The organism is Rhodococcus sp. 05-2254-2, from assembly GCF_002259095.1.
Classification (GTDB): domain Bacteria; phylum Actinomycetota; class Actinomycetes; order Mycobacteriales; family Mycobacteriaceae; genus Rhodococcoides.
On sequence record NZ_NOZJ01000011.1, the window covers coordinates 63,240 to 84,609 of the forward strand.

22 protein-coding genes and 1 riboswitch are annotated in these 21,370 nt (G+C 65.3%); of the genes, 7 read left to right on the forward strand and 15 right to left on the reverse strand.

What is annotated here, in order from left to right; all coding sequences use genetic code 11:
* Positions 1-3: 3 nt before the first annotated feature.
* Positions 4-417: a hypothetical protein gene (locus CH283_RS17930; protein ID WP_176460459.1), complete on the reverse strand. Its 414-nt coding sequence runs from the start codon at positions 415-417 to the stop codon at positions 4-6.
* A gap of 255 nt (positions 418-672) precedes the next feature.
* Here CH283_RS17930 and CH283_RS17935 point away from each other — a divergent pair, with 255 nt between their 5' ends.
* Positions 673-1,983 (forward strand): D-alanyl-D-alanine carboxypeptidase family protein, encoded by a 1,311-nt coding sequence (locus CH283_RS17935; RefSeq protein ID WP_094639021.1) that lies wholly within the window; start codon positions 673-675, stop codon positions 1,981-1,983.
* Here CH283_RS17935 and yhjD read toward each other — a convergent pair whose 3' ends face one another.
* From yhjD to CH283_RS17980, 9 genes are all read right to left on the reverse strand, one after another.
* Positions 1,984-3,003 (reverse strand): inner membrane protein YhjD, encoded by a 1,020-nt coding sequence (gene yhjD / locus CH283_RS17940; RefSeq protein ID WP_068051712.1) that lies wholly within the window; start codon positions 3,001-3,003, stop codon positions 1,984-1,986.
* Positions 3,004-3,087: 84 nt separating this feature from the next.
* Entirely contained in the window at positions 3,088-4,128 is a 1,041-nt protein-coding gene (trpS, locus tag CH283_RS17945) for a tryptophan--tRNA ligase (RefSeq protein ID WP_094639022.1), read from the reverse strand.
* A 73-nt stretch (positions 4,129-4,201) separates the two neighbouring features.
* Positions 4,202-4,948: an exodeoxyribonuclease III gene (locus CH283_RS17950; protein WP_373557635.1), complete on the reverse strand. Its 747-nt coding sequence runs from the start codon at positions 4,946-4,948 to the stop codon at positions 4,202-4,204.
* A 132-nt stretch (positions 4,949-5,080) separates the two neighbouring features.
* Positions 5,081-5,983, reverse strand: coding sequence for a membrane protein insertase YidC (yidC, locus tag CH283_RS17955; protein ID WP_094639023.1), 903 nt, complete (start codon positions 5,981-5,983; stop codon positions 5,081-5,083).
* Between the two features lie 63 nt (positions 5,984-6,046).
* Positions 6,047-6,385 carry a DUF6412 domain-containing protein gene (locus CH283_RS17960; RefSeq protein WP_068051718.1) on the reverse strand — a complete coding sequence of 113 codons (339 nt, stop codon included), beginning with the start codon at positions 6,383-6,385 and terminating at the stop codon, positions 6,047-6,049.
* Positions 6,386-6,447: 62 nt separating this feature from the next.
* Entirely contained in the window at positions 6,448-6,732 is a 285-nt protein-coding gene (locus tag CH283_RS17965; protein WP_068051721.1) for a DUF6412 domain-containing protein, read from the reverse strand.
* A gap of 40 nt (positions 6,733-6,772) precedes the next feature.
* Positions 6,773-8,203 (reverse strand): DUF4153 domain-containing protein, encoded by a 1,431-nt coding sequence (locus tag CH283_RS17970; RefSeq protein ID WP_094639024.1) that lies wholly within the window; start codon positions 8,201-8,203, stop codon positions 6,773-6,775.
* An 88-nt stretch (positions 8,204-8,291) separates the two neighbouring features.
* A complete protein-coding gene (locus tag CH283_RS17975) occupies positions 8,292-9,266 on the reverse strand; it encodes a HAMP domain-containing sensor histidine kinase (protein ID WP_068051732.1) in 975 nt (324 codons plus the stop codon).
* Positions 9,263-9,937, reverse strand: coding sequence for a response regulator transcription factor (locus CH283_RS17980; protein ID WP_068051735.1), 675 nt, complete (start codon positions 9,935-9,937; stop codon positions 9,263-9,265). The genes CH283_RS17975 and CH283_RS17980 overlap by 4 nt, the downstream gene beginning before the upstream one ends.
* A 170-nt stretch (positions 9,938-10,107) precedes the next feature.
* Between CH283_RS17980 and CH283_RS17985 the strand changes: the two genes are divergently transcribed.
* A complete protein-coding gene (locus CH283_RS17985; protein WP_068051738.1) occupies positions 10,108-11,154 on the forward strand; it encodes an ABC transporter substrate-binding protein in 1,047 nt (348 codons plus the stop codon).
* A gap of 12 nt (positions 11,155-11,166) precedes the next feature.
* On the opposite strand, the gene CH283_RS17990 is transcribed toward CH283_RS17985, so the two are convergent.
* Positions 11,167-12,306 carry an MFS transporter gene (locus CH283_RS17990; protein WP_068051784.1) on the reverse strand — a complete coding sequence of 380 codons (1,140 nt, stop codon included), beginning with the start codon at positions 12,304-12,306 and terminating at the stop codon, positions 11,167-11,169.
* Positions 12,307-12,661: 355 nt separating this feature from the next.
* Positions 12,662-12,784, forward strand: a riboswitch (SAM riboswitch).
* Between the two features lie 172 nt (positions 12,785-12,956).
* Here CH283_RS17990 and CH283_RS17995 point away from each other — a divergent pair.
* Both CH283_RS17995 and metX read left to right on the forward strand, forming a co-directional pair.
* Positions 12,957-14,306, forward strand: coding sequence for a bifunctional o-acetylhomoserine/o-acetylserine sulfhydrylase (locus tag CH283_RS17995; protein ID WP_094639025.1), 1,350 nt, complete (start codon positions 12,957-12,959; stop codon positions 14,304-14,306).
* Entirely contained in the window at positions 14,300-15,448 is a 1,149-nt protein-coding gene (gene metX, locus CH283_RS18000) for a homoserine O-acetyltransferase MetX (protein ID WP_373557636.1), read from the forward strand. Before CH283_RS17995 ends, metX begins: the two co-directional genes overlap by 7 nt.
* Before the next feature lie 34 nt (positions 15,449-15,482).
* On the opposite strand, the gene CH283_RS18005 is transcribed toward metX, so the two are convergent.
* The 3 genes from CH283_RS18005 to CH283_RS18015 are packed head-to-tail and all read right to left on the reverse strand — an operon-like array spanning position 15,483 to position 17,333.
* The gene (locus CH283_RS18005; protein WP_094639035.1) at positions 15,483-15,800 is read right to left on the reverse strand and encodes a DUF3017 domain-containing protein; all 318 of its coding nucleotides are present in this window, start codon (positions 15,798-15,800) and stop codon (positions 15,483-15,485) included.
* A gap of 10 nt (positions 15,801-15,810) precedes the next feature.
* A complete protein-coding gene (locus CH283_RS18010) occupies positions 15,811-16,668 on the reverse strand; it encodes a bifunctional methylenetetrahydrofolate dehydrogenase/methenyltetrahydrofolate cyclohydrolase (RefSeq protein WP_068051746.1) in 858 nt (285 codons plus the stop codon).
* A 56-nt stretch (positions 16,669-16,724) separates the two neighbouring features.
* A complete protein-coding gene (locus CH283_RS18015; protein ID WP_094639027.1) occupies positions 16,725-17,333 on the reverse strand; it encodes a pentapeptide repeat-containing protein in 609 nt (202 codons plus the stop codon).
* A 33-nt stretch (positions 17,334-17,366) separates the two neighbouring features.
* Here CH283_RS18015 and CH283_RS18020 point away from each other — a divergent pair, with 33 nt between their 5' ends.
* On the forward strand, positions 17,367-17,831 hold the full coding sequence (locus CH283_RS18020; RefSeq protein WP_176460460.1) for a tRNA (cytidine(34)-2'-O)-methyltransferase: 465 nt from the start codon (positions 17,367-17,369) through the stop codon (positions 17,829-17,831).
* A gap of 103 nt (positions 17,832-17,934) precedes the next feature.
* Here the strand turns inward: CH283_RS18020 and CH283_RS18025 are convergent, their stop codons facing one another.
* Positions 17,935-18,276: a DUF4349 domain-containing protein gene (locus CH283_RS18025; RefSeq protein WP_094653730.1), complete on the reverse strand. Its 342-nt coding sequence runs from the start codon at positions 18,274-18,276 to the stop codon at positions 17,935-17,937.
* Between the two features lie 218 nt (positions 18,277-18,494).
* On the opposite strand from CH283_RS18025, the gene CH283_RS18030 reads away from it, so the two are divergent.
* Positions 18,495-19,049: a DUF6764 family protein gene (locus tag CH283_RS18030; protein WP_176460461.1), complete on the forward strand. Its 555-nt coding sequence runs from the start codon at positions 18,495-18,497 to the stop codon at positions 19,047-19,049.
* A gap of 302 nt (positions 19,050-19,351) precedes the next feature.
* On the forward strand, positions 19,352-21,370 hold a 2,019-nt coding region (locus tag CH283_RS18035; protein ID WP_141216249.1), incomplete at its 3' end, for an HNH endonuclease signature motif containing protein.

The window sequence follows — 21,370 nt, forward strand, 5'->3', positions numbered from 1 at the left end:
GTCTCAGTCGTCCCGGTCGTTGTCGTCGTCCTGATCGTCGTCGTTATCGTCGTTGCGATCGTCCAGATCGTCCCGGTCATCGTCGCGGTCGTGCCAGTCGTCGTTGCGATCGTCCAGGTCATCGTTGCGATCGTCCCAGTCGTCGTTATAACGGTCGTCCAGGTCGTCGTTGCGATCGTCCCAGTCGTCCCAGTCGTCGTCGTAACGGTCGTCCGAGATTCGGGTCGTTGCGGGCTGCTGGGGCGCTGCCGGCGGGTTCGAGGCCGAATCTGCCACCGACAGAGGCTGTTCCACCGAGATCGACGACGGCCGCTGCTGGGCGGGGCCGTCGTCGGCGATCGCGAGTGCGCCGACGCTTCCGAGGGTGACGACAACGGCTGCTGCACCGACGATCATGAACTTTGCCGGCATTCTCATGACTGCTCCTTCGATTCGAGTTCTGTGGGCCACCGTTTCGGTGATGACCTAACGATCGCTGTCGAACGTGAGAACCGAAGGAAGACAACATGAGCGAGTTCTCATTCTGGTGGCGGGTGCGGGCCGCTGCGCGAGGGCCTGCATTCGGTCGTCGCCGCTGGCGATGTCGGGACGAGGATCGGAGTGGTCGTTCGGGCGACGCGCGCCGGTGGGTCGCCACGTCGACCGACCCCCGAGCGCCTATGGTGATTCGCGATGAAAAGGATTCGAGTGTGGTTGGCCGCGTCGGCAGTGTCGATGATTCTCGTCGGCTTCGGCTGTGGACCGGCTCTGGCACAACCTGCCGCCGAGCCACCGGTGGTGACGACGACACCGCCGTTCACGACGCCCGACACCGACAGCTGCCCCTTCGCCGCATCACCGCCCCCTGCGATCGACCTGTCCGAGGTACCTGCCCCTGGAAGCACTGCCCCGCAACCACTCCCGATTCCCGCCGAGGCCGTCGGCGGGGATCGGCTCGCCGAGTGTGGAGCGGTACTGCCGGACGGGGCTCCCCCGTTGCCCGCGGACATCTCGGCCACCGGGTTCGTGGTGGCCGACATGGACTCGGGCTCCGTTCTGGTCGCCAAGGATCCGCACGGGCGGCATCGGCCGGCGAGCACGATCAAGGTGCTGCTCGCACTCGTTGCCCTCGACGAGCTGAACCTGGATACCCAGATCACCGCGACCGCGGAGGACGCCGATGCAGAGGGCAGTGCCGTCGGCATCGGCGAGAACGGTGTGTACACCAATCTCCAATTGATGCAGGGACTGGTGATGGCATCGGGAAACGATGCGGCGCATGCGTTGTCCAGGCAGCTGGGCGGTGACTCCGCCACCGTGGACAAGATGAATGCCAAGGCCGCAGAACTGGGTGCGCTCGATACGCGCACCGCCACGCCGTCGGGTCTCGACGGTCCCGGCATGGCGAGCTCTGCCTACGATCTGGCGTTGATCTACCGCGCGGCCATGCGTGATCCGACTTTTGCGCAACTGATTTCGACCGAGACGGTTCAGTTTCCCGGCTACCCGAAGGATCCCACGATCCCGGACGACCAGGACCGGCCCGGGTTCACCCTCTCCAACGACAATCAGTTGCTCTACAACTACCAGGGCGCACTCGGCGGCAAGACCGGGTACACCGACGATGCGCGCCAGACGTTCGTCGCAGGAGCAGAGCGGGGCGGTCGACGTCTCGTCGTGACGATCATGAAGGGAGACGTGCTGCCGATCCGGCCGTGGGAGCAAGCGGCCCGCCTGTTGGACTACGGGTTCGCTCTCGGTTCGAGCCGCGGCGTCGGCGAGCTCGTGGAGCCGCAATCGACGTCCGCGGTGACGAGCACCCGCGCGCCCGAGGCCACGCCGACACTTGCCCAGCCACCCGCATCGGCGTCGGGCTCGAGCTCCCGCCAGTCCGAGATGCAGGCCCAGGGCGACACCGTCGTTCGCATCGCGATCGGTGTCCTCGGGTCGATCGTGGTGATCGGGCTGTTGTGGGGCGCTCGGCGTCTGTCGCGCAACCGCTGATCAGCGACGCCGGTTGCGCAGTCCCGCGAAACCGAGAGCTGCGAGGGCACCGGCACCCACCAGAGCCAGACCGCCCGTGACGCCCGGCCCCTCACTGACCTCGACCCTCGTGTTGATCACCGCCGGCTCCGGGGCCGGAACGTGGGCTTCGGCCAAGCTTTCTCGAGTCGTCGCGGCGAACGACGTGGAGAACAACACGAGACGCGACGTCGTGAACACGAACACCAGCAGACCGATGATCGGTCCGAAGACCACGCCCGCAGGACCGCTCGTCACCGAAGCCAGGTAAAGGGCACCGAGCTGCTTGAAGATCTCGAATCCGACGGCAGCGAGCAGCGCACCTTTGGCTGCGCTGCGCCACGACACCGGCTCGCGCGGCAGCCTCGAGATCACCCAGGTGAACAACGCCCAGGTACCCGCCAGCGCAAGTAGAACGGAGAACACGCGCAGTGCGACGCCCACTCCCGGAACGGAATCGAGATTGGCCCACTCGAGAATGCTGCGCATCAGGCCACCTCCGGCGAGTGCCGACAACGCCAACGACAGCACCAGTGCGGTCCCCAGCCCGAGCAGCGCGGCGAAATCCTTGGCCTTGGTGGCCAGAAAACCACCCTGCTCGTGCTGGCTCTCCCACATGGCGGTCAGTGCTTCACGCAGGTTGGCGATCCAACCGAGACCCGCATACAACGCACCGAGCAGACCGATGATGCCGACGCTCGTCCGAGACTCGATGGCCGTCTGGATCAGCGAGTTGATCGTCTCGCCGAAGCTGCCCGGCACGTTCTCGGCAATCTGCGACTGTATCTCGGCAAGCCACTCGGGCTGATTCACCAGCACGAACCCGGCGATCGCGAATGCGACCATCAGCAGCGGGAACAGGGCCAGCACACTGAAGTACGTCATGCCGGCCGCGTAGTAGTCGCCCTTCTGACCCTGGTACCGCTGCGCAGCGACAACAGTGTGATCGAGCCACGGCCACCGGTTGCGCCGGTCGTCGAGGATCGCCTTGAAATCTGGCATGGCACTCGCCTTCTCGCTGTTGTCGGCTGCTGTCGGATGGTGTCGCCGCATCGCAGCACAGCGAAACCCGGTGTGTCGAAAATGCTATGCGCCAGGCGGCAAGAAACCCACCCGGTCGTACACCTGAGCAAGCGTTCGACTCGCCACTTCCCTGGCTCGATGCGCACCGGACGCGAGGATGCGGTCGAGTTCGGCCACATCGGCCATGAACCCGTCCATCCGCTCCCGCAGCGGAACGACGAACTCGGTCAGAACGTCGGCGGTGTCGGATTTGAGGTCGCCGTAGCCCTTGCCCGCGTACCCGGCAACGAGATCGTCGATACTCACGCCCGACAGCGCGGACTGAATCACCAATAGATTGCTGACGCCCGCTTTGTTCTCCGGATCGAACACGATGTCGCGTTCGTTGTCCGTCACTGCCGACCGAATCTTCTTGGCCGACACCTTCGGATCGTCGAGAATGTTTACGATGCCCGCCGGATTCGACGAGGACTTGCTCATCTTCGCGGTGGGATCCTGTAGATCGAAGATCTTCGCGGTGCCCTTGATGATGTGCGCATCGGGCACGACGAACGTCTTCTTGAATCGCGTGTTGAAACGCTGCGCCAGATCGCGCGTCAGCTCCAGGTGTTGCCGCTGATCCTCGCCCACGGGCACCAGATTCGGCCGATAGAGAAGAATGTCCGCGGCCTGCAGAATCGGGTAGGTGAACAGCCCGACGCTGGTGTGATCGCGACCCTGCTTGGCGGACTTGTCCTTGAACTGCGTCATCCTCGCTGCTTCGCCGAATCCGGTGATGCAGTTCAGAACCCACGCCAGCTGCGCATGCTCGGGCACCTGACTCTGCACGAACAGCGTCGACTTCTCCGGATCGATCCCTACCGCGAGCAACTGCGCCGCGGCCACCCGGGTGCGGCGGCGAAGCTCCTTGGGATCCTGCGGAACGGTGATCGCATGTAGGTCCGGAATGAAATAGAACGCGTCGAACTCGTCCTGCAACTCCACCCAGTTCCGCACCGCACCCAGGTAGTTACCGAGATGGAACGAATCCGCAGTCGGTTGGATGCCGGAGAGCACCCTCCGACGCGGACCTTGCGGAGTGTCGATGGAGTCGGAGGAAGACATACGGCAATCTTTTCACGACCCCATCGACGCCAACTCCCTGCCTAGCCAACACGGGTCACTCCGCTGGCTCGCTCTAGCGGTAGCGCACTGTCACCGGAGCATGATCGGACCATCGCTGGTCGTACGCCTCGGCCCGCTCGGTGATCGCTTCCTTGGCGCGCTCGGCCAGATCGCCCGTGGCCAACTGATAGTCGATCCGCCACCCGGCGTCGTTGTCGAAGGCCTTGCCGCGGTAGGACCACCAGCTGTACGGACCTTCGACGCCCGGGTGCAGAGCCCGTACGACGTCGGTCCACGGTGCCTTCTCGGCGAGCAACCGCGCCAACCACTCGCGTTCCTCGGGCAGGAAGCCGGAGTTCTTGCGGTTGGTCTTCCATGCCTTGAGATCGGCCTCGGTGTGGGCGATGTTCCAATCGCCGCACACCACCACGTCCCGATCGTCGGACTTCGCGGCCTTGGCCGTCTTGGCCAGATACTTCGCGAACGCCGCCATGAAGCGTTCCTTCTCGTCCTGGCGTTCGGTACCCACCTCGCCCGACGGCAGATACAGGCTCGCCACGGTGACATCGCCGAAGTCGCCTTCGATGTAGCGACCCACATCGGCGAATTCGGCGGCACCGATGCCGGTGCGAATCGCATCGGGAGCCGCCTTCGACAGCAGGGCTACCCCGTTGCGTCCCTTCGCGGACGGCTCGGCCGAGGCCAGGTGCCAGCCCGCATCGAGGGCCGGGGCCAACGCCTTGGTCAGTTCCCCGTCGTTGGCGCGGGTTTCCTGCAGGCAGATGACGTCGGCATCGGTGGCCTCGAGCCATGGCAGCATGCCCTTGCGAACAGCTGCGCGAATTCCGTTGACGTTGACAGTGGAAACAGTGATCGGCACGCCGACGACGGTAGCCGAGCCCACCGACAGTCGGCTGCTCGCCTTCCGTCGGCGGCACCTCCGGCGAGGTTGCTAAGGATGCCTCGGCTTGGCCCCGGGCTTGGGGGCGGTGACCGCCGATGTCACCTCCGGCGAGGTAGTCGGTTCTCGATCGATGCGTCGGTAGACGAGGTGCTGCTGAGCGTAGGTCCAGATGTTGTTGCTCACCCAGTACAGCAACACCGCAACCGGAAGTACCGGCCCACCGACGAGCACGCCTGCCGGGAACACCCAGAGCACGAGCTTGTTCATGATCGCGGTCTGCGGGTTTGCCAGCGCCGCTGCGTCCTGCCGAGCGACGGACGCCCGCGAGTTCAGATGCGTGGCCACCGCAGCGACGATCATCAACGGGACCGCGACGAGCGCGATGCTCAACACCGACGGCACTCCCCCGAACGGGCCGAATGCCTCCAGAACCTCGCGCGAGCTGTTCATAGCAGCAGAGATCGGCGCACCGAACAGCCGCGCGTCGAGAAAGGACTGCACATCGGCGGCGCTGAAGACGTAGTTCGCGGTGTTCGCATTTTCCTGCGCCGTCATACCGAGATGACCGAATCCGGTGCCGGTACGGTTGAACGAGCGCAGCACGTGCAGCAGGCCGATGAACACCGGGCCCTGCGCCAGCAGGGGCAGGCACCCCATCACGGGGTTGAAACCGTGTTCCTGCTGCAACTTCCGCATTTCGGTTGCCTGTCGAGCACGGTCCCCGGAGTACTTCTTCTGCACGGCCTTGATCTGTGGTTGGAGCCTCTTCATCGCGAGCTGGGAACGAATCTGACTGACGAACGGCTTGATCAACACCGCACGAAGCGTGAAGACCAGAAATATCACGGCCAACGCCCAGGCGAAGCCGTTGTCGGGGCCGAGCACGGACCCGAAGACTCTGTGCCAGAACCACAGCACCGCGGAGACGGGATAGTAGACGACATCGAGCATGGTGGAGCACCTCACTGTGAGAGAAGTCGGTCGGTTGGCGTCTCGACCGGATCTCGCAGTGGCTCAGGAGAACTGGAGCCACCGGTCCGGTCCGTGGACCGAACCGGGTGCTCTGGGCATGGGGCGACCGGGCGCATCGGGTTGCTGTTGCCTGCGGAACGATCCCCGAAGCCGCCGCCCGTCCGCGCCTGCGGCGCACAACGACAGCGGTGCGATCACGGCGAGGTCGCACCGCGCACCGAGGACGACCAGGGACGCCGCGACCAGCGCACCGAACATCGCTATCTGTGCGGCGGGTTGTGCGTCGACGACGGCGAAGACGACGAGCAGGACGGCGAGGACGCCGACCAGCGTCCCGGCGTAGCGTCGAATCGCCAGGTGAAGGGTTCGAGAATCGAGCATCTTGAGTTCCTTGGGACAGCCTCGCGGACAACGGATTGCGAAGGCGTGGGGGAACTGTCGAGCTACAGCGCCCCCACCAGTGCACCGGGTGCTCGTGGCTGTGGGCGGCCCGGAGCATCCGGGCGATGTTGACGCCGGAAAGAGCCTCGCAGATGGCGTTCTTCTGCGGCGGGGCCGACGTTCGGCAGCAGGCGCAGCAGTGCCGGAACATCGACACGGTGCGCGAGCAGCATCAGCGTTGCCAGCGCCGCGACGAGAATCAGGGCCACGTCTGCGGTTGCGGTCGGCATCGTCAGGTACAGCGTCACGAGGAGCAGCGAGGTGACGACCATGCGCTGGTATCTCATCCCGCACCTCCCTGGTGTGCCACCGAACCCGAGTCGTTGCTCAGGGTACAGATACCGAAGGGTCCGTGCACAGGTGCCAGGTATCCCCGACGAACACCGGACCTCGGGCTTGCACGCAGGGACGAACGTAGTCGGGCAGTCGCTCGAGCTCCGCGTCGGCGTCGGACGACAACCCACCGACGTAGGACGTATCGATGCGTCCGGTCTGCTCGAAGCGATCGACGTTGTGCCGTGCGATGTACGCATCCGGATTCAGAGCCGCCAGCGTGAGCACGGTCAGAACCGCACCGACGCCCACGGCTCTCGGTAGCCAGCGCCCCGACATCCGCGCGCCCGAGATCAGAAGCAGTACGAACACCGATCCCAGCCACCACTCGACGGCCGTGACGAACAATCTGAGCGTCGTGTAGCCGTACTGCTGCTCGTACAACGACATTCGATGCAGGGCCGACGCAACGATCACCAACGACAGCAGGCACAGCGCTCCGAGCAACGCCCGCAATGCGATTCGATCTCCTCTGCGGTTTCGCGGAGCCTTGGCGACCGTCACCGCAATGACGAACAGTGTCAGTACCGTCACTGCCAGCAATTGCCAGAAGCCCTGCCGGGCGTACTCGGCATTGGTCAGCCCCTCCGTGATCGCCACATGCCCCTGCCCGCCGAACAGCGTCGGAACCTGGAACCCGACGAACACGACGAACAACGCCACCACCGCCCCGAGCGGAATCATCCACTCCCACAACTGCACCGATCGACGCGGCGACGGAGCGAGGCGATCGAATCGAGGCGGATGCAGCGCGACGTAGCAGACCGCGAGCGCACCTGCTGCAGTGAGCACGAAGACGAGAATGCGTCCGAAGATGGACACGGCATCGAACTCGGGCGTCACCGCGCCCAGTGCATCCGAGAAGCGCTTGTCGGCCGCACCGAACAACGCTGCGAACACGGCGACGAGTGCGATCGTGACAACGGCGACCATGCCGGCCCGCACCGGCCGCGGCCCCTCCAGGTCGATCGAACCGGCTCCGCGTCGGATCCACCGAGCAACCCGCACCGGCAGCAACACCGGCAGGAGACCGCCGAGTGCAATTCCCGTCCACGTCCAGGCACGGGAGAGCACCACCACTGCGACCACGATGGCCAGCGTCGTCGACATCGTCACGATCCACTCGGCCGCGCGCAGTGCCGACACGCTCGCCAAGGCCAGCGCTCCTGCCACGCCGACCCATTCCCACCGCGAGAGCCTGCCGCGGCGGACCGCGAGCACGACTACGACGAAGGCCACGGCAGTGACCAGTACACCGAACGTGTTGTCCACCAACGTCGCTGCTCCGACCAGTCCGGCGAGAGCCGACCCGAGGAGTGCCGCGCGCGGGGGCTGCGAATACCGCAGCACCGGCCAGGTGCGCGGCCCCCAGACAGAGCGCACGTGCTTCGATCTCGGCTGAATCGGAATGTCGATCGTGCTCATAACACTTCCTTGTTGTGTGTTTCGGGCATGGAAGGTCGGCGGCTGCAGTCCGGAGACGAGCAGTCGCGGTTCGGGTGGATCGGGAAAGTCAGTGCTCGGGGATGGCCACTCTGATGTGGCAGCCGAATTCGGTGTCGAGAACTTCGATGGTTCCGCCGTGCAGCTCGGTGGCCCAGCGGGCGATGCCGAGGCCGAGACCTGTTCCGCCGTCGGTGGATCCGCCGCGGGTGAATCGGTCGAACACCGCATGGCGATCGGCGAGGGCGATGCCCGGCCCCTGGTCTACGACGTCGAATGCATAGGCTCCGCCGATTCGGTGAGCCCGCAGCGTCACAGTGCTCGAATGGGGGGAATGCCGCACAGCGTTGTCGACGAGGTTGGTGATCACCTGTGTCATGCGAGATCGGTCGGCCACGACCGTCGAATCTCCGGGCGAGACGACGATCGACACTCGTCCTCGGTGAACGGAGGTCGCGTCCTCGAGGAATTGCTGCACCGCGAACTCCTCCGGGGCAATGGTGAGCACACCGCCCTCCACCCGAGACAGGTCGAGCAGTTCGCTGACCAGATCTCCGAGTCGTTCGGTTTGACGCAGCGCCACCGACAGCGTTGCGGGATTCGCGTCGGTCACCCCGTCGACCATGTTCTCGAGCACGGCACGCAGCGCAGCGATGGGCGTCTTCAACTCGTGCGAGACGTTGCCGATCAGTTCGCGGCGGTACTTCTCGGCAGCTTCCAGGTCACTCGCCATGGTGTTGAACGCCGTGGCGAGCTCACCCACCTCGTCCCTCGACGTGGCTCGCACTCGTGTCGAATAGTCCCCTCGCGCCATCGCTTTGGCGGCCGAGGTCATCTCGCGCAGCGGCGACGTCATCCCGTGGGCGACGAACTGTGTCACGGCCAATGACACGACGAGAGCTGCGAGCAGGGTGTAGCGAAATTGCCAGCCCGCCCCGATCCAGAAGACGACGCTCGCGAGCACCAGCACGATACCGACGACGAGCGAAACCTTGAGCTTGAACGACCGCAACGGATCCAACGGACGCGGCAGCATGCGCGTCATCGCGGCGACTCCACGGCATAGCCGACGCCGTGCACGGTGCGGATGAGATCGCCACCGAGCTTGCGCCGCAACGCTTTCACGTGAGAATCGACCGTCCTGCTGCTGGCCGAATCGTCCCAGCCCCAGAGTTCGGACAACAGGGTCTCCCGCGAGACCGCAGTGCGCGGCCGAGCAGCCAGATAGGCGAGGATGTCGAATTCCGTTCTGGTCAAGTGGATGTCACCGGAGGAAGTGGTCACCCGCCGTTCCCGGTGATCGATCTGCACGTCACCGACTCGAACCGCCTGCGGTTCGGCGGCCACCGCTCGCTCGGCACGCCGAACCAGGGCGTGCACGCGAGCGACCAACTCGCGCATACTGAACGGCTTCCCGAGGTAGTCGTCCGCGCCGACGCCCAGGCCGACGAGCATGTCCGTCTCGTCGGACTTGGCCGTCAACATCAACACCGGGACCGGGCGGGACGCCTGGATACGGCGGCACACCTCGAGCCCGTCGAACCCGGGCAGCATCAGATCGAGCACCACCACGTCGGGATCGATCCTGGCGCACGCGTCGACGGCAGCCGGGCCGTCGGCGGCAGTGACGACCTCGTACCCTTCGCCGCGCAGCCGAGCGGCAACGGCGTCGGAGATCGTGGGCTCGTCGTCGACGACGAGAACTGTGCGGCTCATGAGAACTGACCCTAGAGGGCGCACGTGGAGGAGCCCGTCGGGAAATGTGGAGGTTCGGTGAAGGTTGGAGCCAGGCGTTTCACGTCGCGTCTGCAGACGAACCTGCCGAGAATTTCATTAGGGTGGGCTACCCTTCCTGCGGTTAGCCAACCCTTCCGAAAGGCGTATCGATGCACATCCGACCACTTCATCGGACCTGGGCGGTGTGCGCAGTTGCACTGACCACCGCGGGACTGCTGACAGCATGCTCGAACTCCTCCGCCGACGAGGCGTCGCCGACGGCCGGTGCGTCCTCCGATTCGGCGGCCTTCCCCGTCACGATCGAGCACGCGTTCGGTGAGACCGTCGTGCCCGAAGAACCCACTCGCATAGTGGTGGCCGGCTACACCGAACAGGACACAGTGTTGGCTCTCGGCGTGATACCCGTCGGCGTGACGGAGTGGTACGGCGATCAGCCCTTCGCCACCTGGCCCTGGGCACAGGCCGCGTTGGGCGACGCGGAGCCCGAGGTGCTCTCGAACGACGACGGATTCGAGACCGAAAAGATCGCCGCACTCGAGCCCGATCTGATCATCGCCACCAATGCGGGACTGACAGCGGACACGTACGACACGCTCAGTGACATTGCGCCGACGCTCGCCCAATCGGACGCCGCCACCGCCTACTTCGAGCCCTGGGACATTCAGGCCGACAAGATCGGACGTGCACTCGGTAAGAAGACCGAGGTCGACGCCTTGATCGACGGCGTGAACCAGAAGTTCGCCGACGCCGCGGCCGCGCACCCCGAATTCGCCGGCAAGAAGGCGATCTTCCTACAGAACGCGTTCTACGAGGGCAAGGCGATCGCGTACCAGGACGGGTTGAGCACGGACTTCCTCACCGAATTGGGCTTCGTCATTCCCGACGACATCGACGCCTACGTTCCGGCCGACGGCAGCGCGCAGGCGAGCATCCCGCTCGAGAATCTGTCGGTCCTGAACGCCGCCGACGTGTTGATCTGGGGAACCGAGGAGCCCGGGGACCGCACGGAACTGGAGAAGGAGGCGGTGTACGGCGCACTCGAGCCGGTGCAGGACGGCACCCTCGTGTTCACCGACGGCGTGACGGCGGGCGCGATCTACTTCACCAGCGTGCTCAGCCTGCCGTACGTGATCGACAGGCTGACTCCGGCGCTGGACGAGGCCCTCGGTGGAACGCCTGCAACGATCACCGGCTGATCCTGGGCGTTCCTACGCGGCGGAACGCTTGTCCATCCACATGGCGGTGGCCAGTACACCGAGACCGGCCACCGCCAGGCCCGAGCCGACGGCGGCGGGTGCCGTGTACCCGAATCCTGCGGCGATCACGGCACCACCGACTGCCGCTCCGATGGCGTTGGCCAGGTTGAACGCGGCATGGTTGAGCGATGCGGCGAGCGTCTGAGCGTCCTCGGCCACGTCCATCAACCTCGTCTGCAGACCGGGGACCACAGAAGAGCCGGACGCGCCGATGAGGAACACCAGCAGGAGTGCGGTGATCGGATTGTGTGCGGCCACGACGAACACCGCAAGAGTTACCGCAGTAGCGGCCAAACCGACGAAGGTGCCCTTGAGCTGGTACCTGTCGGCGAGCCAGCCGCCGGCGTAGTTTCCGACGACCATTCCGAGTCCGTAGATCATCAGGGCGACCGGAACGAGTGCGCGGGCGAGACCGGCAACGTCGGTCAGCGTCGACGCGATGTAGGTGTAGACCGCGAACATGCCGCCGAATCCGACGATGCCCACGAACAGGGTCATCCATACCTGGCTGCGGCGCAGTGCGCCCAGCTCGGTGATGGGGCTGGTGGTCGGCATCGCGTCGAGTCGTGGCATCCAGAGGACGAGCGCGGCGACCGTGAGGGCACCGATGACAGCAACGAGCGTGAATGCACTGCGCCATCCCAACGCCTGCCCGATCCAGGTCGCCACCGGGACGCCGACGACGTTCGCGACCGAGAGTCCCATCATCACCATCGCGACGGCCTTGGCTCGCTTGCCCGGTTCGGCGAGGTGAGCAGCCACCAGGGCCGCGACACCGAAGTACGCACCGTGCGGTAGGCCGGCGACGAAGCGCGAGGCGACGAGTTCGTTGAAGCTGGGCGCGAACACCGTGCCGAGGTTGCCGAGCGTGAAGGCCACCATCAGCGCCAGCAGCAACATCCGCCGGGGAACGCGAGCAGCCAGGGCTGCGATGGTCGGCGCACCGACCACGACGCCGAGCGCATACGCGGAGATCATGTGGCCGGCCGAGGGCTCGGAGATCCCCATCGTCGTGGCGATGTCCGGCAACAGCCCCATCGACGCGAACTCCGTGGTGCCGATCCCGAAGCCGCCGATGGACAGTGCCAGCATCGCGAGCTTGCGGCGGGTGGAGTGCGGTCGGTGACTGACACTCAGGCCACTCGACACCTTGCCGCGCACAGCGCTGACTCGGGCAAGAGCGGAATCGGTGACAGTCACAGCAGTACAACCTTCGTGTGCAAATCGGGGGCAGAGGAAGCGGCCGGAATTCGAGCCTGCGGTCGGGGACCCACCGGGTCCGACCCAGAAGGCAACGTAGCTCCCGTCAATTGTCTTCCCGAGGGCAGATTGTTTCGCGCAGATGCACGGTGATTGTCCTCACCCGAACATCTGCTCGAGCTCGACCCGATCGGACGCCATGCCCTCGTTCCGGTGGGGTGGCCGTTACCCGCTACGATGTTCGCCAGGTCATGAGTGCCAGCATCGAGCCCCGGCTTGCTGGCCGGCAACCCTCCAACCGCGGTGGGGTGCCCCGGGTGAACGACCAGGCCGATACGGCACGCGAGTGCCGTTTCGACAAGCGCGGGTCCGCAGGAAGCGGACCCACTGAACCTTCGGTCCCCAGGGGCCGAAGCCTGTCAGGAGGTTCTTCCATGTGTTGCTGTACCGATACGCCCCGTAGCGCTCGACTTCTCGAGCTCGATTCGACATTCGATTCGTCTCAGACACACTCGTCTCAATAAAACGGAGTATCACCAGCCATGACCGATTCCACCCCCGACGTCGTCGACGCCACCGGAGTACCCACCGAGGATCCGTTCACCGATCCCGCAGCCGACTGGAGCTTCGAGACCAAGCAGATCCATTCGGGTCAGACACCGGACGGCACCACCAGGGCTCGTGCGTTGCCCATCTACCAGACCACCTCGTACACGTTCGACAACACCGATCACGCCGCCGCCTTGTTCGGTCTGGCCGAGCCCGGCAACATCTACACCCGGATCATCAACCCGACACAGGATGTCGTCGAGCAGCGCATCGCGGCCCTCGAAGGTGGCGTCGCGGCATTGCTGCTCGCGTCGGGGCAGGCCGCCGAGACGTTCGCGATTCTCAACCTCGCCGAGGCGGGCGACCACATCGTGTCGAGTCCGCGGCTCTACGGCGGCACGTACAACCTGTTCCACTACACGCTCCCCAAGCTGGGTATCACCGTCTCGTTCGTCGACGATCCCGACGACCTCGAGCAGTGGCGTGCCGCGATCACTCCGTCGACCAAGGCGTTCTACGGCGAGTCGATCTCGAACCCCAAGAACGACATCCTCGATATCCCGGGGATCTCGGCAGTGGCCCACGAGAACGGCATCCCGCTGATCGTGGACAACACCGTGGCGACGCCGTACCTGCTGCAGCCGTTGAAGCACGGTGCCGACATCGTGGTGCACTCGGCGACGAAGTACCTCGGCGGACACGGAACAGCCATCGCGGGCGTCATCGTCGACGGTGGCACCTTCGATTGGACGCAGGGCCGTCATCCCAACTTCACCACCGCGGATCCGAGCTACCACGGCGTCGTGTTCGCCGATCTGGGCGCGCCCGCGTTCGCATTGAAGGCACGCGTCCAACTGCTGCGTGACATCGGTGCTGCAGTCTCGCCGTTCAACGCCTTCCTCATCAGTCAGGGTCTGGAGACGTTGAGCCTTCGGATCGAGCGGCATGTGGCGAATGCGCAGAAGGTCGCTGCCTTCCTCGCCGGTCGCGACGACGTCGTCTCGATCAACTACGCCGGACTCGAATCGTCGCCGTGGTACCAGCGTGGGCAGGAATTGTTGCCGAAGGGGCAGGGCGCGATCATCGCGTTCGAGCTGAAGGGCGGTGTGGACGCGGGCAAGAAGTTCGTCAACGCTCTCACTCTGCACAGCCACGTCGCTAACATCGGAGACGTGCGCTCACTCGTCATCCACCCGGCATCCACCACGCATTCCCAGCTGACTCCAGAGGAGCAGCTGGCATCGGGCGTCACTCCCGGCCTGGTCCGTCTCGCCGTGGGCATCGAGGGGATCGACGACATCATCGCCGATCTCGAGGTCGGATTCAGCGCGGCGGCATCTTGAGCAACAGCTGCGACACAGGCGTTCGTCCGGAGGCGGTTCTTCCGTCTCCGGACGGGCGGTTGGGCACCATCGACATCGGTGGTCTCGATCTCGAGAACGGCGAGCGAATCCCCCAGGTGACCGTCGCGGTGCAGCGGTGGGGTGAACTCGCCACCGACCGCAGCAACGTCGTGCTCGTCGAACACGCCCTCACCGGGGACTCGCACGTGTCCGGTCCGCCGGACGCAGATCACGCCCTGCCCGGGTGGTGGAACGGAATGGTCGGTCCCGGCTGCCCCATCGACACCGACGAGTGGTGCGTCGTGGCGACGAACGTGCTCGGCGGGTGCGGCGGGACCACGGGCCCGAGCAGCGTCTCGCCCGACGGCACGCCCTACGGGTCTCGCTTCCCGGACATCTCCATCCGCGATCAGGTCGCTGCCGAGGCGGCCGTGGCCGACGTCCTCGGAATCGAGCGGTTCGCAGCCGTCGTCGGCGGCTCGATGGGCGGGATGCGCACCCTCGAGTGGATCGTGGGCCATCCCGACCGAGTGGCGGCGGCGTTGGTCCTCGCGGTCGGTGCCAGGGCGACTGCCGACCAGATCGGCACCCAGACAACACAGATCGCCGCGATCAAGGCCGATCCAGGATGGCTCGGCGGCAACTATCACGACACCGGCACCTCACCGTCGGCTGGACTCGGCATCGCGCGGCGCATCGCGCACCTGACGTACCGGACCGAGAGCGAACTCGACATCAGGTTCGGAAACTCACCGCAGAACGACGAAGACCCGTGGGCCGGTGGCAGGTACTCCGCGCAGAGCTACCTCGAGCATCAGGCTGCCAAGCTCGTCAACCGGTTCGACGCGGCGACGTACGTCCTGCTCAGCGAAGCGATGAACCGACACGACGTAGGCCGTGGCCGTGGCGGAGTGGCCGACGCACTTGCGTCCACATCTGTCCCGACCATCGTCGGCGGAGTCGACTCCGACCGCTTGTATCCGCTTCGACTGCAGAAGGAGATCGCTCGCGAACTCCCCCAGTGCCGCGGACTCGAAGTGATCCAGTCGCGTGACGGACACGACGGCTTCCTCACCGAGGCCGATTCGGTGGCCAAGCTGCTCGCCGAGACGATGGAGCTGGCCCGCCTCGGTCGGCGCTGACACCGCACTCGTTCACCGGGTGCTTGCGCCGAGGTCAGTCGGTTCCCAGCGGATCGATCGACAGCGACAGAAAGACAATGGCTCCGCCGACGCCACCCAGCGCCAGCACATCGAACACGCGACTGCGCACTTGCAGTGTGCCGACACGTGTTTCGGGCAGACACAGCCGCAGGACGGCCGCCAGCAGCGCTGCGCATCCGAAGATGAACGCGCCGCGCCGCCAGCGATCGGCCAGCACCAGGATCAGCGCGGCGAGAACGACGACCGAGACTGCGACGATCGGTAGGTTGCGCGCGACTGCCGCACGAAATCCCGGATCGGGCTCGCTTCGCTCGTGCTCTGCATCGTTCACGTCGGTCCGCTCAGCTCTCGGCGGCGACGCGTTCGGCGCGCTCGACGACATTGGTGAGCAGAAAGGCCCGCGTCAGCGGACCGACACCGCCGGGGTTCGGCGAGAGGAAACCTGCCACCTCCGCGACACCGTCGGCGACATCACCGCGCAATCCGTCCTCGGTGCGGGTCACCCCGACATCGAGCACAGCAGCACCAGGCTTGACCATGTCCGCAGTGATCAATCCGGGCACTCCGGCAGCGGCGATGACGATGTCCGCACGTGAGACCTCGGCGGCCAGATCACGAGTTCCGGTGTGGCACAAAGTAACTGTCGAGTTCTCCGAACGCCTCGTGAGCAGCAGGCCGATGGGTCGCCCGACCGTCACGCCGCGGCCGATGACCACCGCGTGCGCGCCGTCGAGAGCAACGTCGTAGCGGCGCAGCAGGTGCACGATCCCGCGAGGTGTACACGGCAGTGCGGCGTCCTTGCCCAGCACCAGACGGCCGAGGTTGATCGGGTGCAGACCGTCGGCGTCCTTGTCCGGATCGATTCGCTCGAGCGCAGCGTTCTCGTCGAGATGCTTCGGCAACGGCAATTGGACGATGTAGCCGGTGCATTCGGGGTTGGCATTGAGTTCGTCGATCACGGCCTCGAGATCTGCCTGGGTGATGTCCGCGGGTAGGTCGCGACGAATCGACGTGATGCCTACCTTGGCGCAGTCGTTGTGCTTACCCCGGACGTACGCAGCCGAACCCGGATCGTCGCCCACCAACACGGTCGCCAGACCTGGGGTGATGCCCTTCTCACGCAGCGTTGCCACGCGGGCGGTGAGATCGACGAATATCTCGTCACGGGTCGCTTTGCCATCGAGAATCGTTGCAGTCACCCGGTCATTGTTCCAGGTTCTGCGTCAGCAGCGGCGCACCGGTCCGATCACCGCCGTCAGCCCTCGACTACCAGCCCGTGCGCTCCTGCATATGCGACAGCCTGCATCAGCTCGATCTTCGCGTTGCGCACGCTCGCGCTGACCCACAGCGATGCGTCGGCGACGGCTCCGCGCAGATCTGCCTCGTCGAACTTCGCGTCGACGGTGCGGGCACCGGTGAAATCGACCGATCGCACCGTGGCCTTGCGGAAGTCTGCGGATACCAGGTTGGCCTCCCGCATTCGGCACCCCGTCAGATCGAGACCGCGAAGGTCGGCCCTGCCCAATGACGCGAGGGTGAAGTCGACCTCGTCGTACGTCGCGGGACGCATGCGACTGTCGACGAACATCGATCCCATCAGAGTCGCATGGCGAAAAGTGCTGTGCTGCAGATTGGTACGAGTGAAAGTGCACGATCGAAATGCGGAGTTCGCGTGAATCGATTCGGTGAGGTCCGTGCCGGTGAAGTCGCATTCGGTGAACACCACCGAGTCGGTTCGGACGCCGCTCATGTCCGCATCGCGAAAGGTGCACCGAACGAACTGCCTACCGGTCCACTCCTGCCCGTCCAGTCGCGTGTCGGAAAAGTCCTCACCGATCGTCTGTTCGTCGTCCACCTGCCCCATACTTCCCGGGCTCGAGATGGCAGAGTGAACCGGGTGTTTCGACTCATGTTCTTCGAGCCCCGCATCCCACAGAACACCGGCAACGCGATTCGCCTGGTCGCCGGCACCGGCTGCGAACTGCACCTGGTGGGTCCGCTCGGCTTCGACATGTCCGAGGCGAAGCTCAAGCGGGCAGGCTTGGACTACCACGACCTGGCGTCGGTGACGGTGCACGATGACCTGCCCACGGCGTGGGCCGCGCTGGCACCGACTCGCGTGTTCGCCTACACCGCACACGCGGCCCGGTCCTACGCCGACGTCGCATACGAACCCGGTGACGTCCTCCTGTTCGGACCGGAACCCACCGGATTGCCCGACGACGTTCTGGACGACCCGCACGTGACCGATCGACTGCGAATCCCGATGATTCCCGGCCGCCGATCGTTGAACCTGGCGAACGCGGCAGCAGTGACGATGTACGAGGCATGGCGCCAGCACGGATACGAAGGCAGCGTCTGACGGGTTAGCGTTCGAGCGCGTTCGAAGCCCTGACTGTCGGGGCGCGCACTGACCGAAGGTGCGTTGGCGGCGGGCGAAACTCTTGTCGCGTCGGATCGTGAGGTCAGGTCTTCGACCATCGACGCAGACGGCCAGCATCTTCGGCCTCGGAGGTGAAACTGATTGTGAGCGTCGACAAATCGATCCGGTACGCGAGGTAGTTCTTCTGTGACACCGAACTGTCACGCTCGCCCTGTCGGCTCGACTGCGCCGATTCCACCTCGATGAGTTCGGCAGTATTCGACGCGGCCGCGGTCGGATCGTCGGCAACCAACGAGAGCCGTCCGGTAACGATTTCCTTGCATTCGATCGGTGCCGGGGCCCGCTGCCGCGCGGAGCCGCCTGCCACCTCGTACGCGAGCGCCGGCCCTGCCAGAGAAGCCGAACAGTCAAGTGGTGGAGGCATATTCGATGGATCGGAAGCGGAGCACAACAGCGACACGAACGCGCATCCGGGTACCACGACCGCTGCAGTCAGGGTGCGGAGAACCGGACTTCTACGACGATTCATCCCCGGACGCCAGCGGCACCGTTACACAAACCTCACCAGCTTGCTGCCATGGACTCGCGGGGCGGGGTACCGTGTGCCGCACCGGCCCGTTTCGCTCGTGAAGGAGCTTTCTTTTGTTCTCTGTTTCCCTCCCCCGTCTCTCGTCCTCCAACTCCTCCTCCGCGCGCACGTCCAGTCGGTTCGGTAGTCGAATTGCCCGCACCGCAGCAATATTCGCCATGGGCTCGGGATTGACGGTTGCAGCCCTGTCGGGCACGGCCACTGCGTCGGCGGCCCCCGTCAACTGTGTGTCTCCGCCCTCGGCCAACGACATCCAGGTCGACGACACCGCGAGCTGCGGAGCAACCTCGAACGGAACCGGACGGGCCACCGCAGGTGCTGCCGACAGCGGCACCGCAGTCAGCGTCAACGACGGCCCGGGCTCGACGACCACCTACGCCAACGGATACGGCGTCGCCCTCGGAGCGAGCAAGAATGCAGGGACGGCGTACGCACTGGCACTCGGCGGCGGAATCGCTCACTCGTGGGCAGACGCCGGACAGACAACACTCGCAGTCGCCGGATGGGGATCCGGCGCTACCTCCGAGGCTCAGGGCGTCGATTGCGTCGGCCCCCTGTCACTGGCACTGAACCTCACCAGCGGCCAGTTCTGCGTCCTCGGTAGCTGATCGCCCGGTTGCAGGCACAAATCCGGTCTACGGAGCCGATTACCCCGACACGAACTCGTCGAGGTAATCGGCTCCTCCTACATACACGGTGTGACCGGACCTCCTGAACCGCTCCGCACATCCCTCTGGGAGCCGCGGAGCGGTCCGCTGGGTTGCTCGCGGAACGCCGACTGCATGATCACCGCCTCTGACCAGCAAGCCAGCTGTCCCGAACCGCCTTTCCGTTCTTGTCGGTGGGTCGCGATAGTCTTCTTTCAGTTCGAACGCACGTTCTAAAATGCTGCTCACCGGGGGGTGAAAAAATGGGGGCTGTACCGACCGTGTCGCTGGAGGCGTTGACCGCTGCCGCGCGCGAGGAGAATCGACAGGCGGCCCGCAAGATCACCGCCTGCTACCGCGTGCACTGCGACTGGATCACCCGCGACACCGAACACAAGCATTACAGCCGATACGGACGCACCGAAATGTCCGTGGCGTTGGGCTGCTCGGCGACCGTCGCCGAAGCGTACGTCTCCGTCGGCGTCGCCCTGCACACCCGAATGCCGCTGCTACGGGCAGCGTTCGAAACCGGCGATATCGACCTCCCCCGCGTGCGGACGGTATGCCGGATCCTCGACAACCTCTCCGACGACATCGTCACCCGCGTCGAAGCCGAGGTCGTCGAGGCGGCGCGGAGATCGTCCCCGGGCCCGCTCGAACAGGCGATCTGGAACATCCTGCTGCGCGTCGCACCCGAGGAAGCCGCCGCGTTGCGGGAGTTCGCGAAGAAATTCCGCACCGTCACCTACAGTCCCGCCGGCGAACTCGCCCGCATCCGAGCCGAGTTGACAGCACCCGAAGCCGCCGCCGCATGGCAACTCCTCGAAGAAATGGCCGATACCCTCTGCCCGAAAGATCCGCGCGGGAAGAAAGAACGCCTGTGCGATGCATTCATGGCCCGGATGCACGGCGAACCCCGACTGGCATGCCTGTGCCAACGCACCGATTGCCCGAAGAAAGACACAGCGTTGCCGGATCGACGGGTGCCGCTCACGATGATCACCGTCGACATCGCCACCCTCATCGGACTACTCGCCAACCCCGCCTACCTCGCCGGGCACGGATCCATCGACCCCGACCTCGCGCGAGAGTTGGCACGCAACAGTCACTGGCAGATCCTGCTCACCGAAGCAGTGACCCTCGCAGAGAAACTCGGACTCGCTGTGCAGAACCCAGAGACCGGGGAATGGGAACGAACACCGAAAAACCCCACGCCGAAAACAGAAGAAGATACGGATCCGCCGACGAACACCGACCCGGCAGCATCAACGGCAGCGGCATCGGCATCAGCAGCGAGCACCGGCTCGGCAGCACGCAGGACCGAGACTCGCACAGACACAACATCGGCAACGGACTCCGAGACCGGATGCGGCACTTCCACCGATACCGATGCGACCACTGCACCGGAAACGGAACCGGCGAACAAATCCGCTGCAAGCACTGCCCCCGACACCGAATCAACCACCGCACCATCACCCACCCCAGCTTCTTCGCCGACCAGCGCGACGGCAACGACCACCTCGCCCTCGCCGACAAGCGTGACGGCAACGGCCACTGCGCCAGCACCGGCGACAGCAGCGGACTCGGCCTCCGGCCTGGGAACAAATCCCGGCCGTGGCTCCGATGCAGCACAAGCACCTGCACCGATTACGGAGCCAGCACCCAGCGTTGCGTCCGATACACGTTCAGCTGCAACACAACACGAACGGTCCGATACCGCCACGGCGGCACCGACGGATGAAACTTCACCAGCAATGGAGGACGGACCATCGAGTCCGAGCGCTGACACATCCCCACCCACAGCTGACAGCCGCGACAACCAGCGACGCCCGCAATCGCTGACCTCCGCTGCAGCCCTGTTCTGCACCCACACACCCCTCGGCCGGGGCACACGGCACAGCTCTGCCCTCGACCTGGACGACATCAGACATCCCGCCCGCAACATCACAGCACTCGACCTACGCTCGGCGATCCGGATGGACAACCGAACCATCAACACACCCTCAGGCCTCTACCTCGGCAACGCCACCCTTGCCGCCGCGCTCGAAGCCGCGATCGCCGCCGACCCCACCCTCGGAAAATTAGTACCCCGCGACCCACTCACCGACCGAGACCTGATCTACCGACCCGACGCCCTCACCACCGCCGCCGTCCGACTCCGCGACAAACACTGCCGATTCCCCGGCTGCCACCGACCCGCCGCACGCTGCCAACTCGACCACATCGTGGCCTTCGACCACGCCAACCCTCGCGGCGGCGGCTGGACCACCGTCAACAACCTC

Excerpts from the sequence above, each read along its gene's own strand:
- CH283_RS17930 (WP_176460459.1), bottom strand. The coding sequence starts at position 417 with ATGAGAATGCCGGCAAAGTTCATGATCGTCGGTGCAGCAGCCGTTGTC.
- CH283_RS17935 (WP_094639021.1), top strand. The coding sequence starts at position 673 with ATGAAAAGGATTCGAGTGTGGTTGGCCGCGTCGGCAGTGTCGATGATT.
- yhjD (WP_068051712.1), bottom strand. The coding sequence starts at position 3,003 with ATGCCAGATTTCAAGGCGATCCTCGACGACCGGCGCAACCGGTGGCCG.
- trpS (WP_094639022.1), bottom strand. The coding sequence starts at position 4,128 with ATGTCTTCCTCCGACTCCATCGACACTCCGCAAGGTCCGCGTCGGAGG.
- CH283_RS17950 (WP_373557635.1), bottom strand. The coding sequence starts at position 4,948 with ATGCTGCCATGGCTCGAGGCCACCGATGCCGACGTCATCTGCCTGCAG.
- yidC (WP_094639023.1), bottom strand. The coding sequence starts at position 5,983 with ATGCTCGATGTCGTCTACTATCCCGTCTCCGCGGTGCTGTGGTTCTGG.
- CH283_RS17960 (WP_068051718.1), bottom strand. The coding sequence starts at position 6,385 with ATGCTCGATTCTCGAACCCTTCACCTGGCGATTCGACGCTACGCCGGG.
- CH283_RS17965 (WP_068051721.1), bottom strand. The coding sequence starts at position 6,732 with ATGAGATACCAGCGCATGGTCGTCACCTCGCTGCTCCTCGTGACGCTG.
- CH283_RS17970 (WP_094639024.1), bottom strand. The coding sequence starts at position 8,203 with ATGAGCACGATCGACATTCCGATTCAGCCGAGATCGAAGCACGTGCGC.
- CH283_RS17975 (WP_068051732.1), bottom strand. The coding sequence starts at position 9,266 with ATGACGCGCATGCTGCCGCGTCCGTTGGATCCGTTGCGGTCGTTCAAG.
- CH283_RS17980 (WP_068051735.1), bottom strand. The coding sequence starts at position 9,937 with ATGAGCCGCACAGTTCTCGTCGTCGACGACGAGCCCACGATCTCCGAC.
- CH283_RS17985 (WP_068051738.1), top strand. The coding sequence starts at position 10,108 with ATGCACATCCGACCACTTCATCGGACCTGGGCGGTGTGCGCAGTTGCA.
- CH283_RS17990 (WP_068051784.1), bottom strand. The coding sequence starts at position 12,306 with ATGCTGGCACTGTCCATCGGCGGCTTCGGGATCGGCACCACGGAGTTC.
- CH283_RS17995 (WP_094639025.1), top strand. The coding sequence starts at position 12,957 with ATGACCGATTCCACCCCCGACGTCGTCGACGCCACCGGAGTACCCACC.
- CH283_RS18015 (WP_094639027.1), bottom strand. The coding sequence starts at position 17,333 with ATGGGGCAGGTGGACGACGAACAGACGATCGGTGAGGACTTTTCCGAC.
- CH283_RS18025 (WP_094653730.1), bottom strand. The coding sequence starts at position 18,276 with ATGCCTCCACCACTTGACTGTTCGGCTTCTCTGGCAGGGCCGGCGCTC.